Genomic DNA, 18,342 nt, shown 5'->3' on the forward strand with positions numbered 1-18,342 from the left:
TTAGCAATTCTATTACAATGATAATTATCAGTTCAATTCTTTTTAGTATTGTTAATTTTGAAAGAAGAACACACGACTGTAAATGGTAAAAAAGGAACAAGCAACACACGTACATCAAATTTTAGGTAAACGAACAGAACTTTATTTTTCCATTTTATGTGGAGTGCTTTTGCTCATAGGGTTTTTATCAGCAAAACTGTTTGATACAGCAGGTTGGATTCCTCTAACCAGTTACATCATGTCCTATTGTTTTGGAGGCTTCTTTATCACCATAGAAGCATCTAAAAAAATCCCAAAAGGGGAATTTGATATCGACTTTTTAATGATTGCAGCAGCAGCTGGTGCAGCCTATATTGGTAGTTGGGCAGAAGGTGCGTTACTATTGTTTCTGTTTAGTCTTGGGCGTGCTTTAGAGCATTATGCCATGAATAAAGCCAAAAAATCAATTAAAGCATTGGGCAATCTTTCACCAAAAACGGCTCTTGTCAAGAGAAACGGAAATTTGGAAGCCATACCAATTGAAGATCTAAAAATAAACGACATTATAGTTGTAAAATCAAATACAAAAATAGCAGCAGATGGTGTTATTGTTAGTGGTATCAGTAGCGTCAATCAGGCGCCAATTACAGGTGAAAGTATTCCAATAGATAAAACCTATATTCAAAGTACAGACAATTTACCAGACATTGAACACATCGATAAAATCCATGTTGTGTTTGCAGGTACTATTAATGGAGATAACAGTCTAGAAGTGCAAGTACTTAAGCTAAGCGAAGATTCTACGGTTTCGCGTTTAATTAAAATGGTAAGCGAAGTGGAAGCTCAAAAATCACCAACTCAACGTCTTACCAAAAAGTTTGAAAAATGGTACGTACCCATAGTAATCATCGTAGTATTTTTACTGTGTTTTGCATTTCTAATAGTAGATGAAAGTTTTGAAGCCAGTATATACAGAGCTATAACTGTATTGGTAGCAGCCAGTCCTTGTGCATTGGCAATATCAACACCAAGTGCTGTTTTGAGTGGGATTGCAAGAGCTGCTCAAAAAGGAGTTCTTATTAAAGGAGGGAAAGCCTTAGAGGATTTGGGTGAAATCACAACCATAGCATTTGATAAAACAGGCACGTTGACTGAAGGGAAACCAAAACTTACAAACCTCATTTCGTTACGATATTTCGATGAGGAAGCGTTGGCTAAGTTAGTTTCGGAAGTTGAAAGTTTAAGTAATCATCCATTAGCCAAAGCGATAGCCAACGATTTAAAGATAAAGTACAGTATTAAATTTCAGAATAAAGCTTCAAACATTAGTGCTTTACAAGGGAAAGGTATTCAAGCAGATTATGATGGTGGTAAAGTATGTATTGGCAATGTAAAATTGATGGAAGATTCTGGTATCGAAGTAGATGAAATCATTCATTCTAAAATGGATCGACTTCTGCAAGATGGACATACGGTAATGTTGGTAGCTTTTAAAAATGAAATTATTGGATTGATTAGCGTTATGGATGTTCCTCGAAAAACTGCTGCTTCGACACTAGAGCGATTAAAACAAATTGGCATTAAGCACATGATTATGCTCACAGGTGACCATCAAAACGTAGGAAATGCCATTGCAAAGCAAATAGGATTGAAAGAGGCCAAGGGGAACTTACTGCCTGAGGATAAAGTTATAGCAATAAAAGAACTCATTAAGCGTGATAAGAAAATTGCTATGGTTGGTGATGGTGTTAACGATGCACCTGCTATGGCCTTAAGTACTGTGAGTGTGGCCATGGGAGCTGCAGGTAGCGATGTCGCTTTAGAAACAGCCGATGTTGCTTTAATGTCTGATAAAATAGAAAATCTAACATTTGTTATCGGTCTAAGTAGAAACTCTAAACGCATTATTAAACAGAATATTTTTATCAGTCTTGGTGTCGTGGTGCTATTGGTTCCTGTGACTATTTTAGGGTTAACAAATATTGGAATAGCAGTAGCATTTCACGAAGGTTCAACCATTGTTGTAGTTCTAAATGCACTTCGGTTGCTTCGATTTAAGATGAATTGATTTCAGTTTTTCAAATAACAGAAGTGTAAATATTTAGCTGATATTTTAGAAAGTAAGTTGCTGTGTGACAGCATAGAAACCTAAACATTTAGGGAAGAGCGGTTTATAGATTATAAAATTTACAATGTGAATGATCAGCTCGTAAGTGTGTTGTTTTACAAAGAGAATTTTTATAGTGGAGCGATGCATCCTAGCTATTCTTTTGACTGTTTTAATTTCGATTTAAACAGAGGTGTTTTTATGACTTATGAAGACTTCTTTAATCAAGGGTCAGAAGAATTGGTAAGCATTATAAACGAAAGTATAAATACCAAAATTGGCAAAGGCGATATGTATTATGAGTGTTGGGAGGTATCTTCAGACGATTTTTTTACCAGTAAAAACAACTTTGTTCTCAATGACACCTATGTCGAATTCTATTTTGATGATTGCGTGATTTGTCCATCGTACACAGGCACCTATTCTATCAAACTTCCTTTAACAGATTTGTTATCTGTTTTAAAAAAAATACGATTTAAATCCGTTAGTTTTTTGATTAAAATTAAGATGAATTATGAAGACAAAAACTGAAACCATATTTAAAAATAATTCAAAAAGACCAATATCATAGGTTGTATTATAACTATCCAACAAATAAGTTCCTTTGGAAAAGAATCAAACGTAATATTAACAGCTTCGTTAGTTCCAATCCAATTAAGTTCTTGTATTTTCAAACCAATGTCATATCGTTTACAAACCGAGTTAAGGGTTGTTATAATTAATGACTTTGTCTTGGTTTGCCAAAGCGTTTTTTTATCGACTACAGTTTTTATGAATATCTTATAATCCTCGATGTGTTCTTCTAAATGTTCAATTTTCATTTTAAAAAGGTCTGAACTTTAATCATTCTTGTTTTTAGCTTCTTTTTTCTCTTGTCGTTCTAATTTTCTAAAATAACCTCTTGTCAAAAAATTATGCTTCAAGGCTTCCATATTCTGATTGAATTTATCCGTACCCTCATTGATATTTTTTAGGGTTGATTTTAAGCTATTAATCAAAGACGTATCCTTTACAATATAATTATAAGCGCCTTCGCTAGAATTAAAGTCATCTACAATTACATTAAAATTGCCTAATAAAGTCTCAATTTCTGCACTTGATGTTTCAAGATTAGTGACGATTGTTTTTAGTTTGCCTGCTGAAATAGAATCATTTAATAGCATACCTAAAACTGTATTCTCATCTGTTTTTATTGAAGACAGAATACTGTTTAATTCAGCAATAGTATAAGAAGCACCTCGACTTGCCGATTTTAGATTGCTGATGGATTGCTTTAAATCCTGCGCCATAATCGTGTCATTCAATAAAACGCCAATGGTGCCTTTACCTTGTGTAATACTGTTAGTTATTTTAAGTAAATCTGAAGTCAGTATGGCAGTATTTTCAGAGCTTGTATTTAGGGTGTTCAATATATCATCAGTCCCAATTTTACTGTAAGATGCTATAATGTCTTTATTCTCTATAGATTTAGAAACACTTTTTCCTGGAACAATGTTTACAATCATGTTACCAACCAATCCATCAGATCCAATTGTGGCTATCGCATTTTTTTTAATATTTGAAATAATCTTTTCTTCGATAACCATGTCTACTTTTATTGTAGAATCGTTTATTATTTCAATGTTTTTAACCGTACCAATGTCAATACCAGAATATCGTACATTATTACCTTTCTGTAATCCATTGACATTTTGAAAATAGGAACTTATAGTGAAAGTTTTTTTGAACATGTCTTCACGTTGTCCAATAAGGTAAACAGCTGCTATAAAGAAGATTGTACCTATAAGGACAAAAATGCCTAATCGTAGTTTTTGAGAGTTGGTGTTTTTCATTTTTATTAGTTTTTAAAAAAGGCTCTAATCTTTGGGTCTTTAGAAGCTGATAATGTTGCAAATGAACCAACAGCATAATCGATACCATCAATGAGCAATAACATTCTATCTGAAATGACACGCGCACAATCCATATCATGTGTAATAATGAGGGATGATGTGTTATATTTTTTCTGAATGTCTTGCATAAGTATGATGATTTCCTTTGCTGTAATTGGGTCTAATCCACTTGTAGGTTCATCATAGAGGATAATCTTTGGTTGTAGAATGAGCGTTCTAGCCAAAGCCACACGACGTTTCATTCCACCAGATAATTCTGAAGGCATTAAATCTATAGCGTGAGCCAAACCAACGCTGGTTAAAGCTTCCAATACAAGTGCTTCCGTATCAGCGTTTTTAGAAAATTTTTTAGAGTGGCGCCTTAAAGGGAATTCTAAATTTTCGCGAACCGTCATTGAATCGTACAAGGCGCTACCTTGAAACAGGAATCCGATATCTGCTCTCAAAATATCTAAAGCTTCTTGTGTTAATTTGGTAATGTCATTTTTCATAACGGTAATCGAACCACTATCGGCTTCCATTAAGCCTACCAAACATTTTATCATTACAGATTTTCCTGAACCGGATTTTCCTATAATAACTAAATTTTCACCTTGATATAATGACATGTTAAATCCTTTGAGCACATGGTTATCACCAAAGCTTTTGTGCAAATCCTTAATTTGAAGCACTATTTCTGAATGTGATATGTTTTGTTTGTCATTCATAAATCATAAAAAATATCCGTTACAAAAACAGCAATAAAGTCGATGATAAATAACAATAATGAGCTTACCACTACAGCAGAATTGGCAGCTTTACCAACACCCTCAGTACCTTTAGCACAGTAATAGCCTTTATAACAGCCTACTATGCCGATGGCCAATCCAAAAAAGGAAGATTTGATGATGGCTGGAATGATATCACCAAATTCAATGGAATCAAAAACCTGATTAAAATAAAGTGTAAATGACACGTTCCCTTTTAGATTTTCAACTAAAAAAGAACCAAAGAGTGCAATGGCATCACCAATAATTACCAATAGTGGTAACATTAATGTTACTGCCAATACACGAGTAACTACAAGGTATTTAAAAGGATTTGTGCCAGAAACTTCCATGGCATCAATTTGTTCAGTTACCCGCATCGAACCCAATTCGGCACCAATGCCAGAGCCAATCCTACCAGCGCAGACCAAAGCAGTAATAATTGGCCCAATTTCTCTAACTATAGAAATACTAACCATGGATGGCATCCAAGATACCGCACCAAATTCCATCAATGTGGGACGTGTTTGCAAATCCAATACCAAACCTATTATGAAACAAGTTATACCAACTAATAATAAGGAACGATTGCCCATATTATAGCATTGGCCCAGCAATTCTTTTATTTCAAAAGGACGCTTAAATACTTCCCTGAAAAAGCGACCTGTAAAATACGACAAGTCGCCTAGTTCAATTAAGAACGCCTTTAATCGGTCTTTAATTTTCGAAATACCTGACATACTTTATTTTATAGTATAACCAAATGTATTGGAATGATAAGTTTTATAAAATGATATAAATCATATCAACAGACTGATATAAATCATTTTATAGGAAACTTTTTCAAACTAATTTTAAACATCATATAATACATCTTAAATAATGAATATTGGCTTGGTGTTATCTGGAGGAGGTATGCGAGGAGCTGCACACATAGGTGTTATTAAGGCTTTAGAGGAACACGGTATTTTTCCAACCCATATTTCTGGAGCGAGTGCAGGAGCTATTGTTGGTGCATTGTACGCTTATGGGTATGATTGGGAAACTATGTTTAAATTCTTTAAAACCTTTCAGTTATTGGATTTTAAAAAATATGCACTAGGAAAACCAGGTATTATTGATGCCGAAAAGTTTTATCCTCAATTTAGTGCTCTTTTAAAAGACGATAATTTTAGCGCACTTAAGAAATCATTAACCATTACTGCTACAGATATTTTAAAAGGAAACCTTAAAACCTTTAGCGAAGGAGAACTTATAAAACCCATTCTGGCATCTGCAGCTTTCCCAGGCTTTTTTGCACCTGTAAAAATTGAAGATTCTTTTTATATAGATGGTGGTGTACTTAATAATTTTCCTATTAGTGTATTGAAGCCAAAATGCGATATCATCATTGGTAGCTACGTTAATGGTTATGATGCTATTAGTATTAAGGATTTAAAACATTTTCATAATGTTGTGGAGCGTACGTTCAAATTAAAATCAGTTAAAGAAGATTATAAAAAATTTAAGCATTGTGATTTAGTAATTGTGCCAAAAGCATTAGGCAAGTATGGCACGTTTGATAAAAAGTACCTTAACGACATATTTAATATAGGTTACAGCGCAACCATAAAAGCACTCAAAAATGATATATCGCTTAAACTAAAATTTCCTAATAAATTCGCTCAAAACTGATACTTATCATTCCTAAATAGCTTCTCTAACCCTAATTTTATTAGAAATCAATATGAGAACTACGGTTCATATACAAAACTTAAAATGTGGTGGTTGTGAAAACACCATTATTAACAGACTTTCTGAAGTCAAAAATATCAGTGAAGCAGAGGTTAATCAAGATGATGAAACCGTATCATTTGATTACCATACCAAGCATGATTTTGAAAGCGTAAAACATGTGCTTTCGGGCATTGGTTACCCGATTGTTGGAGCAGATAATGAATTGAAAACAAAAGCGCAGTCTTATATAAGTTGTGCTATAGGAAGAATTAAAAAATAAAAATTATGGAAACACTACAAGAACATGAGCAAATAATAGCAATGCCAAGAATTGGTGATAAAGCACCAGAATTTAAGGCAGTAACTACACAAGGCGATATTAATTTTCCTTCAGATTATAAAGGAGAATGGGTTATCTTATTTAGCCACCCAGCAGATTTTACACCTGTTTGTACAAGTGAGTTTATAACTTTTGCTCATCTCGAAGATAAGTTTGATAAAGCCAATTGCAAATTGGTTGGACTTTCAATAGACGGTTTATACAGCCATATTGCATGGTTGCGAACAATTAAGGAAAAAATTGAATTTAATGGAATGCAAAATATTGAAGTCAAGTTTCCATTAATTGAAGACATTACCATGGAAGTCGCCAAAAAATATGGTATGATACAGCCTGGTGAAAGTAAAACACATGCAGTAAGAGCTGTGTTTTTTATTGACCCTAAAGGCATGATCAGAGCGATTATTTATTATCCTTTAAGTCTTGGTAGAAATTTTGATGAAATCTATCGCGCTTTAATCGCAATGCAAACATCTGATAAATTTGAAGTGGCTACACCTGCCGATTGGAATCCTGGTGATGATGTAATTATTTCACCAGCAGGTTCTTGTGGTGTTGCAGAAGAACGGATGACATCTACAGATGAATTAAACTGTAAAGATTGGTTCTTTTGTACCAAACCATTAGATAAGAAAGACGTGTTAGATAAGATTCTTAAAAAACCTAAACTTCTTGCAAAGTGAAAAAACTTATAACGTTTTTCATTATAGGCATGGCTATCATTTTATTGTTTACCCTTAAACTTTGCTGTCCAAAAGATGAAGCTCTAAATCTGTCTTCAAAACTGGTAAATACTGAAGTATTTTCAAAATCTAATTCTGTAAAAAAAGTATTTGTAAAGAAAAAGGTTTTAATAGAGAATTACTTCAACTATTTAGATTCTATCGTTGAAAAATATCAGCATTTAACACCTTATGATTTGAACGAACATGTATTGGTAAGAGCCAATCCTTGGATTATAGATACGCTTCAAAATACCGATTATTATAGGATGATGGCAAAAGATTCTTTTGTGTACAATCAAAAAAAGATGATAGCGTTGCCTATGGGAAATACACTTGTTATTCCAAACTCTATTCAAGCAAAAAAAATATCAGATAGGTTTCAAAACACATTAATAGATATCAATATTCCAGAGTTTAAACTTCGTATTTATGAGGACTCAATCAAACTTTTTGAATTTCCTATACGCGTAGGAACAAATGAAAAGAAATATTTAAAAATGTCTGGAAGAATTCAGGATTTAAAAACAAAAACTGGAAAGGGTTCTATTATTAGCCATGTTCGTAACCCAAGATATGTGAATCCGGTCAATAACCACGAATACTTTGTAACCAAAAGAGATGATGGGAAAGTGACCAAATTGCCTCAAATCCCTTTTATAGAAACAGAATTGAACGGACTACGCCACGGACAGCTCATTCATCCAACAACAAACCCAATAACTTTAGGTAAGGCATATTCCAATGGTTGTATTGGAACTAAAGAAGCCGATGCTTGGGTTATTTATTATTATGCGCCGATTAACACCGAGACACAGATTCGGTACAATTTAAGTGTAGTTAATGACCGAGGTGATACGATTAGATTAAAAGATATTTATGAATTCACTAAAAAGAACTAATCGTTAATTAGTCAATTTCAGTTAGCTCATTTTCTGTTGCTTTTCCAGCTTCGTAACAATCTAAATTATAAATAGTAGTTTCTGCAATATTAGTCAATGCTTCGTCTGTAAGAAAGGCATGATGCCCAGTTTTCAACACATTTGGCAAAGTATTTAAAAGCATTAAGTTGTCATCGTTTGGTATATCTTGTGAACGGTCTTTGAAGAAAACACCTTTTTCATTTTCATACACATCAATACCTAAAGCACCTATTTTTTTACTTTTAAGGCCAGCGATGACAGCTTCAGTATTGATCCCACAACCTCTAGCGGTATTAATGGTGATAATACCATCTTTCATTTCATCAATTAAATCGATCGTTTTTCTAAATTCATCAAACCAATGAGAAATGATTTGTTCTAAGTTGAGGAATGTTTTTTTACATTTGATTATTGGACACTCATAATACTGTTCTTTTGAAACCCTTATTCCTTTTTCTTTTTTTATACGGCACAACATTGTTTGCACAGCAGGAAGCTTCTGTAGTTCTTAACACAAGCACCTTTACCTATAGAGATGGATATTTGATATCTAATCCGTTTGATGCCAAATATGATAGGGACGGATGGCTTTGGATTTTGGGAGAAAGCAGAGAGTCTAATCCTAACCTTTTTGGCGATAAGAGGATTATTATTCAGCGGTTTGATGGTGCTAATTTTTTCACTTTAAACATCCCAAATACTTCAGATGAAAAAATTAAGGACGGTCTTTTTTTTAAGCATGAAAAAGGACTGTATCTAAAATTATTCTATAAAGCTTCTAGCGCAAAGATATATCATATAGATACTCAGACTTTGAAATTCTCGCCTGTTGACGCTTATAATACGTTGAAAAAGGAATTTATCATTTCTAAAGAATACGAAACAGGCGATACAACAAGACTGTTGATTACCTCAAAAAATAAATTGTATAGTGCGGAAATTGATGACCTGCAATTAAAGTTCATAGACTCATTATCGTTTAACGGTCCTGTGGAACAGCCTCTTCTTTCTGAGGTTAGTTCTACAGATCAATTCTCTATCGTAAAGTTATCATTCAACAAAGAATTATTGCTTCTGGATTCCCAGGGTAAAATTAAAAAGAAACTGTCTAAAAGTGATTTTATCACTAAAGATGGAGCACATTTTTATCCCAGTGACATCCAAAATTTCTTGGAAGTCAATAATCAGTATTACTATTATCTGGAGGATTATGAAAATGTTTTTAAATACCAGAATGGGCAGTTTATAGAAGTGCCAAAAACAGGTGAGTATCATCAATTAAATCGAGATCTAGTATTCAATACCGATTTTACCAAAGCTTATACAAAGAAAAACGTGGGTGACTACAGTGAGTTCAAACTTTATAACTTCACTAGTTTTAAACCCAAGCTCCATACAACACTAGAGTATAAGAATTTCTCTACAACGGCTTATAAAAAATTAGGCAAAGATCTGGTCATACTCAATGATGAAAAATTATCAGTCTATATTTTTAACAACACTAAGGTCAAAACCTTTCTTAAGGGCAAAAGTGTCAGAGCCATTCAACAGCTTCATGAAAGCACCTATATGGTTTCCTCCGATGAGGATGGGTTTTATCTAATCGATGTAGAAGCTGACACAGCCCAAAAAATAAATTTTTCATTACATGAGAAAGACTTCTCCATCAATCATGCACGTGATATAGTTATAGAATACGATAACATGCTCATAGGGAATCTCAATTCTTTATTCACCTTGAATTCAAGTTTTGATATTTCACAGGATAAGATGCTGGACATTGCAGCTGAAGAAATGATCAAAATTAAGGATACCATTTTTACAACAGGTCAAGGTGATTTTATTTATAAATACAGCATTAACGAAAATAAACACACTAAAATTCCAAATAGCAACACCTTTCAAGTGAAAGAGTTTGCAACGGATGGTGAAACCCTCTATGCCACTTCATCGCAAGGCCTTTTTGAATATAGAAATGGCAGAGTCCAAATACATAGCTTTGAAAACGAGGATGCTAAAAACTTGCTATCCATCCATTATTCGGATAATTATGGTGTTCTGGTATCCTCCAAACAGGGTGAATTGTATGGATTCAACACAACCACCAAAAAACTGGACTTTATTTATGACGATTACTTCAATGCCGCTATTGTAGGCATGGTTGAAGATGACAATAACAATTTGTGGCTTAATACTCATGTCGGTATTGTTTCCTTTAACCCGGCTACCAAAAAAATACTGAGGTATGGTTTAAAAGATGGACTTTATGAACTTGAAGGAAACCAGTACAGCACTTATAAAGATTCGCATGGGAATATTTTTATGGGGAGTTCTAACGGGCTAAGTTTTTTCAATCTGAGAAAATTGAGCAAAAAAAGGATTGATGTGCAACCCAGGTTTAGCTCTATATCATTTTTTAACAGTGAAAAAAATAGGTGGGAAATAAATACGTCGCCTCAATTTTTAAACAACACTAAAGAAATCGTTCTGCCATCAGAATACAGAAGGTTTTCTGTCAATACGTCCGTTTTTGAAAGCTTAAACCCTCAGGATGTAAATTATCGATTTCGTTTACTCAATGAAGGAATTGAATCTGAATGGTACGCCACTTTTCCTGGTAAGGAATTGTTGTATGCTAACCTTGCACCGGGCAAGTACACCCTGCAACTTGAAGCCTTAGACAGTTCTAATACTAAATTAGGAGAAACCTTGGAACTCACTGTCATCTCTGAACAGGTGTTTTATAAAACCTGGTGGTTCATTAGCTTAATAGTGTTCACGATTATAGGGGTTCTGATCTATTTGTTCAATCAGTACAAAATCAAACAAGACTTATTTGCAAAAAACGAACTGGCATTGAATGAAGCGATGGTAAAAAATAATATGATGTTAGAAATACATCACCGGATTAAAAATAATCTTCAAATCGTTTCAGGGTTTTTAGAGTTGCAAATGGCTGGTAGCGACGATAAATTTTTAAAAAGTGTTTTAGAAAATAGCCAGGGAAGGATAGAGTCCATAGCGGGTATTCACGAATTGCTCTATCACACTGATAATGAAAACAACGTGGCAGTAAAAGAAAACGTGGAACGTATTATAACCTATTATAAAAAATTATTTTTATTTAGCATTGAATACGAAGTGGATATCGATTCTTCGATTATGGGTATTGATCAGCTAACTCCTTTTTCCATTTTATTCAACGAGTTGATCAGTAACTCTAACAAACATGCGTTTGAAAGAATTGATCATCCAAAAATTACCATACGTTTTCATAAAAACAAAAACGTGTATGCATTTGAATATTTTGACAACGGTGATTTTAAAACAGAAAACAATAATGCCAACACCATGGGCATGAGAATCATAACTATGATGAACAAACAACTCAAAGGAAGATTAAGCATTAAGAAAGATAATCATTTTCATTTAACCATGTTTTTTCCAATCAATGGCTAGATTCAACGTATATATATTAGAAGACGAAATAGTAACCCAAGAGTTATTAAAGGAAGCGGTTCAAAAATTAAAGTTTAACGTGTGTGGAATGTCGTCTGATGCAGAAACTGCATTTAAAGAGATTAAAGTATTACAACCTGATATTGCGATTTTGGATATTAAAGTGAAGGGTGCGAAAACAGGAATATGGTTGGGAGATCAACTGAAGATACCTGTTATTTATCTCACAGCATTTAGCGATACTACAACCATAAAAAAGGCGATATCCACAAAAGCTGCGGGTTACATAGTCAAACCTTTCAAGGCAAATGACCTGTTTATCGCACTGGAATTAGCAGTTGATAAAATAGGTAGTGTTCCACAGGTAATCGTTAAAGACCGTAACAAGAAAATTGTGATTCAAGGTAAGGATATTTTATATGCAAAAAAAGAAGATCAGTATCTCATACTCTATTTGAAGGATTCACAAAAAATAGTGCGATCCAGTATCACTGATTTTTTGGGTAAAATCAATTCCGATTCTTTTATTCAGGTACATCGTTCCTATGTTGTGAACCTGGACCATCTCACTGGGTTTTATGCTAAAGAGATTATCATAGACAACATTAGCATTCCCATTTCAAAATCATTTTCCAAGGAAGTTAAGAAGAGAATAGCTTAAAGAAAAGCAATGATTTGCCCCTCGGCAAATAAGCGGAGTCAGAAAAAATAAAGATTTTACTGTCCAGACCTAGTCATTTATAGGCTGTTTTAGGATTTAGGTAATCCGCTTTTTCAAAAATGGTTAACATTCCCTGTTTGTGTTTTAAGTAAATCATGCATTGCCCCAACTATATGGCGATGGCTTTTCAATAGATGAATGAAATACCTCAAAAGAGAGATAAACAGCTATCACATATGACCAGTTCGTCTCTTTGGTATGCAGGTCATGGATCTTTTGTCGCAGTGATGTACCCAACTTCAAATTTCTTACAGTGATGCATATCAATCGCGTATGCCTTTCAACAATTCTTAAAAAAATCCGTTCACGACAAAAAAGTAGTGGTTCACGACATTTTTTATAATCAAAATACGCTATTTCTTAGTTTTACTCTTAAAATGCGAATTGAATCGATAAATACGTGTATTGATACTTCAGCAATGTTAAAAATAATCATACCTATGAAAAAAATCTACACAACACTTGGGATGCTTTTAATGAGCTTATCCATCTTCTCTCAAACAAACACAGCTCCTACTTTTACATCAACACCTATTACATCAGTAAATGAAGGAGATCCCTACTCCTACAATGTCACCACTAACGATGCAGATGGAGATGAGGTCAGCGTCTCTGCCACCACCTTACCCTTCTGGTTAAGTTTTACAAGTGGTAAAGTTGTAAGTACCTTTGCAGGAAGTGGTGCTTCTGGCTTCGCAGACGGCACAGCTAGCTCAGCACAATTTAGCCTTCCACTTGGGGTCGCCGTTGATGCTTCAGGCAATGTCTATGTAGCAGATTATGGTAACCATCGTATTCGTAAAATAACCCCGGCAGGAGTAGTAAGCACCCTGGCAGGAAGTACTCACGGTTTTGCAGACGGCACAGGTGGCTCAGCACAATTTAACCTACCAGTTCGGGTTGCTGTTGATGCTTCAGGTAATGTCTATGTAGCAGATTATGGTAACCATCGTATTCGTAAAATTACCCCGGCAGGAGTAGTAAGCACCCTGGCAGGAAGTACTCAAGGTTTTGCAGACGGCACAGGTGGCTCAGCACTATTTAACCTACCAGTTCGGGTTGCTGTTGATGCTTCAGGTAATGTCTATGTAGCAGATTATGGTAACCATCGGATTCGCAAAATTACCCCGGCAGGAGTGGTAAGCACCCTGGCAGGAAGTACTCAAGGTTTTGCAGACGGCACAGGTGGCTCAGCACAATTTAACCTACCAGTTCGGGTTGCTGTTGATGCTTCAGGTAATGTCTATGTAGCAGATTATGGTAACCATCGGATTCGCACAATTACCCCGGCAGGAGTGGTAAGCACCCTGGCAGGAAGTACTCAAGGTTTTGCAGACGGCACAGGTGGCTCAGCACTATTTAACCTACCAGTTCGGGTTGCTGTTGATGCTTCAGGTAATGTCTATGTAGCAGATTATGGTAACCATCGGATTCGCAAAATTACCCCGGCAGGAGTGGTAAGCACCCTGGCAGGAAGTACTCATGGTTTTGCAGACGGCACAGGTAGCTCAGCACAATTTAATAATCCACATGGGGTTGCTGTTGATGCTTCGGGTAATGTATATGTAGCAGATTATTCTAACCAACGTATTCGTAAAATTACACCGGCAGGGGTAGTAAGTACTTTAGCAGGAAGTGGTATTTCGGGTTTTGCAGACGGTACCGGTAGCTCAGCACAATTTAATGACCCATTTGGGGTTGCTGTTGATGCTTCGGGTAATGTCTATGTAGCGGATTTTAATAACCATCGTATACGTAAAATTACCCCGACAGGAGTGGTAAGCACCCTGGCAGGAAGTACTCAAGGTTTTGCAGACGGTGAAGGAAGCTCAGCACAATTTAGATCTCCAACTGGGGTTGCTGTTGATGCTTCCGGTAATGTATATGTTTCTGATCGGGGTAATCACCGTATTCGTAAAATCACACCTACAGGAGTGGTAAGCATGCTGGCAGGAAGTGGTGTAAGTGGTTTTTCAGACGGCACAGCTAGCTCAGCGCAATTTAATACTCCGTATGGGGTTGCTGTTGATGCTTCGGGAACTGTATATGTAGCAGACGCCTTTAACCATCGTATTCGTTTAATTTCACAAAATGTGTTAACAGGAACACCTACAAGTACAGAGGTAGGAGATCACCAGGTGGTATTAGAAGCCAGTGATGGTAATGGAGGTACGGTAACACAAAGTTTTACGGTCACTGTAAATGACATTACTCCCCCTGTATTTGAGAACAGTACCCCAGCTTCATCCTCAATCACTCAATCCGGCTTTACACTTGCTGTTGATCTTGATGAAGCAGGAACGGCGTATTATGTGGTGTTAGCCGATGGCGCAACGGCACCAACGGCTGCAGAAGTAAAAGCAGGTACCGCCTCCGGCGGGGCAACGGCTGTAACCAGCGGTAACGAAGTAGTAAGTTCAGCTGATTTCAGCACGACTGTCAGTGTTACCGGTTTGACAGGAAATACGCTTTATGATGTATACGTGGTAGCAGAAGACGCTGCAGGTAATCTACAGGCAACTCCTTCAAAAATAGATATAACTACATTAAACACGGCTCCTACTTTTACATCAACGCCTGTTACATCAGTAAATGAAGGAGATTCCTACTCCTACAACGTCACCACTAACGATGCAGATGGAGATGAGGTCAGCGTCTCTGCCACCACCTTACCCTCCTGGTTAAGTTTTAACAGTGGAGTAGCTGTAAGCACTCTGGCAGGAAGCACATTGGGTTTTGCAGACGGCACAGGTAGCTCAGCACAATTTAATAATNTTCCTGGTTAAGTTTAAACAGTGGAGTAGCTGTAAGTACCCTGGCAGGAAGCACATCGGGTTTTGCAGACGGCACAGGTCGCTCAGCACAATTTAGTAAACCATATGGGGTTGCCGTTGATGCGTCAGGTACTGTCTATGTTGCAGATTATAATAACCATCGTATTCGTAAAACTACCCCGGCAGGAGTGGTAAGCACCCTGGCAGGAAGTACTCAAGGTTTTGCAGACGGCACAGGTAGCTCAGCACAATTTAGTAAACCATATGGGGTTGCCGTTGATGCTTCAGGTAATGTCTATGTTGCAGATTTTAATAACCATCGTATTCGTAAAACTACCCCGGCAGGAGTGGTAAGCACCCTGGCAGGAAGCACATCGGGTTTTGCAGACGGCACAGGTAGCTCAGCACAATTTAGTAAACCATATGGGGTTGCCGTTGATGCTTCAGGTAATGTCTATGTTGCAGATTTTAATAACCATCGTATTCGTAAAACTACCCCGGCAGGAGTGGTAAGCACCCTGGCAGGAAGTACTCAAGGTTTTGCAGACGGCACAGGTAGCTCAGCACAATTTAATTACCCAATTGGGGTTGCTGTTGATGCTTCAGGCACTGTCTATGTAGCAGATGCTAATAACCATCGTATTCGTAAAATTACCCCGGCAGGAGCGGTAAGCACCCTGGCAGGAAGCACATATGGTTTCGCAGACGGTACAGGTATCTCAGCACAATTTGCCAACCCAACTGNCATTCCACTTGGGGTTGCTGTTGATGCTTCAGGTAATGTCTATGTAGCAGATAATGGTAACCATCGTATTCGTATAATTACCCCTGCAGGAGTGGTAAGCACCCTGGCAGGATGTACCAGAGGTTTTGCAGACGGCACAGATAGCTCAGCACAATTTACCCGCCCAACTGGGGTTGCTATTGATGCTTCAGGCACTGTCTATGTAGCAGATTATGGTAACCATCGTATTCGTAAAATTACCCCTGCAGGAGAGGTAAGCACCCTGGCAGGAAGTACCAGAGGTTTTGCAGACGGCACAGGTAGCTCAGCACAATTTAACCGCCCAACTGGGGTTGCTATTGATGCTTCAGGCACTGTCTATGTAGCAGATCAGAGTAATCATCGTATTCGTAAAATCACTGCAGCTGGGGAGGTAAGTACGTTAGCAGGAAGTGGTGTTGCGGGTTTTGCAGACGGTACAGGTAGCTCAGCACAATTTAGAGATCCATTTGGGGTTGCTGTTGATGCTTCTGGTAATGTCTATGTAGGGGATCGAGCTAACCTTCGTATTCGTAAAGTTACCCCGGCAGGAGTGGTAAGCACCCTGGCAGGAAGTGGCGTAAGTGGTTTTGCAGACGGCACGGGTAGCTCAGCACAATTTAGAACTCCAACTGGGGTCGCCGTTGATGCTTCTGGTAATGTTTATGTAGCAGATGCTAATAACCATCGTATTCGTAAAGTTACCCCGGCAGGAGTGGTAAGCACCCTGGCAGGAAGTGGCGTAAGTGGTTTTGCAGACGGCACAGGTAGCTCTGCTCAATTTAGATTTCCCTATGGGGTTGCTGTTGATGCTTCGGGTACTGTCTATGTGGCAGATGCAAGTAATCATCGGATTCGTTTAATTGAACAAAATACATCGGTAGCAGGAACACCTACAAGTTCAGAGGTAGGAGATCACCAGGTGGTATTAGAAGCCAGTGATGGTAGTGGAGGAGTCGTCAATCAAAGTTTTACGATTACCGTCAATGACATTACTCCACCTGTAATTACTAGTGTTTCTGTTCCTACAAATGCAACCTATACTGCTGGACAAAATTTAGATTTCACGGTGAATTTCAATGAAAATGTTACTGTAGATACGGCCTCTGGCTCCCCACAATTGGGCATTACTATAGGAACGGATACGCGTCAGGCGGTTTATCAAAGTGGTTCAGGTACTGCAGCCTTAGCGTTTAGATATACGGTACAGGTAGGGGACATCGATACGGATGGTATTGCTGTAGGTACTTTAGCTGCCAATGGAGGTACACTAAGAGATGCCGCTGGCAATGATGCTGACTTAACATTAAACAATGTCGGATTAACATCTGAAATTTTCGTAGATGCTCCAGCAACATTAAATGTCATAGGACTTGCAGCAACCAATAAGCCTTATGATGGAAGTACAGTAGCAAGTGTTACAGGTACAGCAGTCCTATCATCAAATGTTCAACCCGGTGATGAGGTAACACTTACAGGTACACCAGTCTATACCTTTGTTAATGCTAATGTAGGAACTGCAATTGCCATTAGTACTACTGGCTTTTCACTATCTGGTGCTGATGCAGGTAAGTATACCTTGACACAGCCAGTTTTCTCTGCTGATATAACTGCACGACCTATTACGATCACCGCGCAAACGCAAAGTAAAGTCTACGGCACTGCTTTAACGCTGGACAACACCGCTTTTACGGTAACCGATTTAAATGGCGATAGCGTATTGCCCAATGGAGAATTGATCGATGTGGTTAGTATGTCATCAGCCACTGGTGTTGCTGCGAGTACGACAGCAGATATAGGAACCTATGCAGATGAGTTAATAATCTCATCACAAACAGGTTCTAACGGATTTGATGCTACAAATTATTCCTTGACTTATGTCGCAGGTGATTTGGTGGTCACTCCGGCTACACAAACCGGATTGGTATTTGCTGACAACAGCTTTACCTATGATGGGTTGGTCAAATCACTGGTAGTAACCGGTCAGGCATCTGATGCTACAGTAACCTACACCAATAACAATCAGATCGATGCAGGGACCTATACAGTTACGGCAACGGTAGCAAGACCGAATTACACCACGGCCGTGCTGAATGCAACACTGGCCATCAACAAGGCAGAAGCGGTGATTACTGCAAATGCGGTACAAACCTTCACCTTTGATGGAACTGTGAAAAATGTAAACGCTAGTCTGAACCAT

At 37.3% G+C, this 18,342-nt stretch carries 14 protein-coding genes and 1 pseudogene; 11 read left to right on the top strand and 4 right to left on the bottom strand.

Translation table 11 applies throughout. The features are described 5' to 3' along the window. Window positions 1–82 precede the first annotated feature (82 nt). Both G3567_RS12655 and G3567_RS12660 read left to right on the top strand, forming a co-directional pair. Complete coding sequence (locus G3567_RS12655; RefSeq protein ID WP_164005682.1) at window positions 83–2,047, top strand: heavy metal translocating P-type ATPase; 1,965 nt, start codon at window positions 83–85, stop codon at window positions 2,045–2,047. Window positions 2,048–2,173: 126 nt separating this feature from the next. Further along, entirely contained in the window at window positions 2,174–2,617 is a 444-nt protein-coding gene (locus G3567_RS12660) for an RsiV family protein (protein ID WP_164005683.1), read from the top strand. A 308-nt stretch (window positions 2,618–2,925) separates the two neighbouring features. On the opposite strand, the gene G3567_RS12665 is transcribed toward G3567_RS12660, so the two are convergent. The 3 genes from G3567_RS12665 to G3567_RS12675 are packed head-to-tail and all read right to left on the bottom strand — an operon-like array spanning window position 2,926 to window position 5,464. Further along, window positions 2,926–3,918 (bottom strand): MlaD family protein, encoded by a 993-nt coding sequence (locus G3567_RS12665; RefSeq protein WP_164005684.1) that lies wholly within the window; start codon window positions 3,916–3,918, stop codon window positions 2,926–2,928. A 5-nt stretch (window positions 3,919–3,923) separates the two neighbouring features. After that, entirely contained in the window at window positions 3,924–4,685 is a 762-nt protein-coding gene (locus G3567_RS12670) for an ABC transporter ATP-binding protein (protein WP_164005685.1), read from the bottom strand. Then, window positions 4,682–5,464, bottom strand: coding sequence for an MlaE family ABC transporter permease (locus G3567_RS12675; protein WP_164005686.1), 783 nt, complete (start codon window positions 5,462–5,464; stop codon window positions 4,682–4,684). The genes G3567_RS12670 and G3567_RS12675 overlap by 4 nt, the downstream gene beginning before the upstream one ends. Window positions 5,465–5,606: 142 nt before the next feature. Between G3567_RS12675 and G3567_RS12680 the strand changes: the two genes are divergently transcribed. From G3567_RS12680 to G3567_RS12695, 4 genes are read left to right on the top strand one after another with little or no spacing between them, the layout of a single operon-like run. Beyond that, window positions 5,607–6,398 (top strand): patatin-like phospholipase family protein, encoded by a 792-nt coding sequence (locus G3567_RS12680; RefSeq protein WP_164005687.1) that lies wholly within the window; start codon window positions 5,607–5,609, stop codon window positions 6,396–6,398. A gap of 52 nt (window positions 6,399–6,450) precedes the next feature. Continuing rightward, entirely contained in the window at window positions 6,451–6,720 is a 270-nt protein-coding gene (locus G3567_RS12685) for a heavy-metal-associated domain-containing protein (RefSeq protein ID WP_164005688.1), read from the top strand. Window positions 6,721–6,725: 5 nt separating this feature from the next. Further along, window positions 6,726–7,463: a peroxiredoxin gene (locus G3567_RS12690; RefSeq protein ID WP_164005689.1), complete on the top strand. Its 738-nt coding sequence runs from the start codon at window positions 6,726–6,728 to the stop codon at window positions 7,461–7,463. Further along, window positions 7,460–8,404: a L,D-transpeptidase gene (locus G3567_RS12695; protein ID WP_317164183.1), complete on the top strand. Its 945-nt coding sequence runs from the start codon at window positions 7,460–7,462 to the stop codon at window positions 8,402–8,404. Before G3567_RS12690 ends, G3567_RS12695 begins: the two co-directional genes overlap by 4 nt. 7 nt (window positions 8,405–8,411) lie before the next feature. Here G3567_RS12695 and G3567_RS12700 read toward each other — a convergent pair whose 3' ends face one another. Next, on the bottom strand, window positions 8,412–8,903 hold the full coding sequence (locus G3567_RS12700; RefSeq protein WP_164005690.1) for an NAD(P)-dependent oxidoreductase: 492 nt from the start codon (window positions 8,901–8,903) through the stop codon (window positions 8,412–8,414). Here G3567_RS12700 and G3567_RS12705 point away from each other — a divergent pair. From G3567_RS12705 to G3567_RS13605, 5 genes and pseudogenes are all read left to right on the top strand, one after another. After that, window positions 8,861–11,884, top strand: a complete 3,024-nt coding sequence (locus tag G3567_RS12705; RefSeq protein WP_164005691.1) for a histidine kinase dimerization/phosphoacceptor domain -containing protein — start codon at window positions 8,861–8,863, stop codon at window positions 11,882–11,884. The genes G3567_RS12700 and G3567_RS12705 overlap by 43 nt on opposite strands. Then, the gene (locus G3567_RS12710) at window positions 11,877–12,545 is read left to right on the top strand and encodes a response regulator transcription factor (protein WP_164005692.1); all 669 of its coding nucleotides are present in this window, start codon (window positions 11,877–11,879) and stop codon (window positions 12,543–12,545) included. The genes G3567_RS12705 and G3567_RS12710 overlap by 8 nt, the downstream gene beginning before the upstream one ends. Window positions 12,546–13,045: 500 nt before the next feature. Next, window positions 13,046–15,379, top strand: a 2,334-nt coding sequence (locus tag G3567_RS12715; protein ID WP_205521234.1) for a putative Ig domain-containing protein, incomplete at its 3' end; no start/stop codon positions are given. 41 nt (window positions 15,380–15,420) lie between these two features. Next, window positions 15,421–16,123, top strand: a pseudogene (locus G3567_RS13600) (hypothetical protein); the annotation flags it as partial. Window positions 16,124–16,125: 2 nt separating this feature from the next. Continuing rightward, on the top strand, window positions 16,126–18,342 hold a 2,217-nt coding region (locus tag G3567_RS13605), incomplete at its 3' end, for a YDG domain-containing protein (protein ID WP_394351410.1).

Source organism: Psychroflexus aurantiacus, assembly GCF_010820555.1.
Classification (GTDB): domain Bacteria; phylum Bacteroidota; class Bacteroidia; order Flavobacteriales; family Flavobacteriaceae; genus Psychroflexus; species Psychroflexus aurantiacus.

Bases quoted from the DNA above. Each gene is read 5' to 3' on its own strand.
- G3567_RS12665 (WP_164005684.1), bottom strand. From the start codon at position 3,918: ATGAAAAACACCAACTCTCAAAAACTACGATTAGGCATTTTTGTCCTT.
- G3567_RS12685 (WP_164005688.1), top strand. From the start codon at position 6,451: ATGAGAACTACGGTTCATATACAAAACTTAAAATGTGGTGGTTGTGAA.
- G3567_RS12700 (WP_164005690.1), bottom strand. From the start codon at position 8,903: ATGTTGTGCCGTATAAAAAAAGAAAAAGGAATAAGGGTTTCAAAAGAA.
- G3567_RS12710 (WP_164005692.1), top strand. From the start codon at position 11,877: ATGGCTAGATTCAACGTATATATATTAGAAGACGAAATAGTAACCCAA.
- G3567_RS12675 (WP_164005686.1), bottom strand. From the start codon at position 5,464: ATGTCAGGTATTTCGAAAATTAAAGACCGATTAAAGGCGTTCTTAATT.
- G3567_RS12690 (WP_164005689.1), top strand. From the start codon at position 6,726: ATGGAAACACTACAAGAACATGAGCAAATAATAGCAATGCCAAGAATT.
- G3567_RS12670 (WP_164005685.1), bottom strand. From the start codon at position 4,685: ATGAATGACAAACAAAACATATCACATTCAGAAATAGTGCTTCAAATT.
- G3567_RS12655 (WP_164005682.1), top strand. From the start codon at position 83: ATGGTAAAAAAGGAACAAGCAACACACGTACATCAAATTTTAGGTAAA.
- G3567_RS12680 (WP_164005687.1), top strand. From the start codon at position 5,607: ATGAATATTGGCTTGGTGTTATCTGGAGGAGGTATGCGAGGAGCTGCA.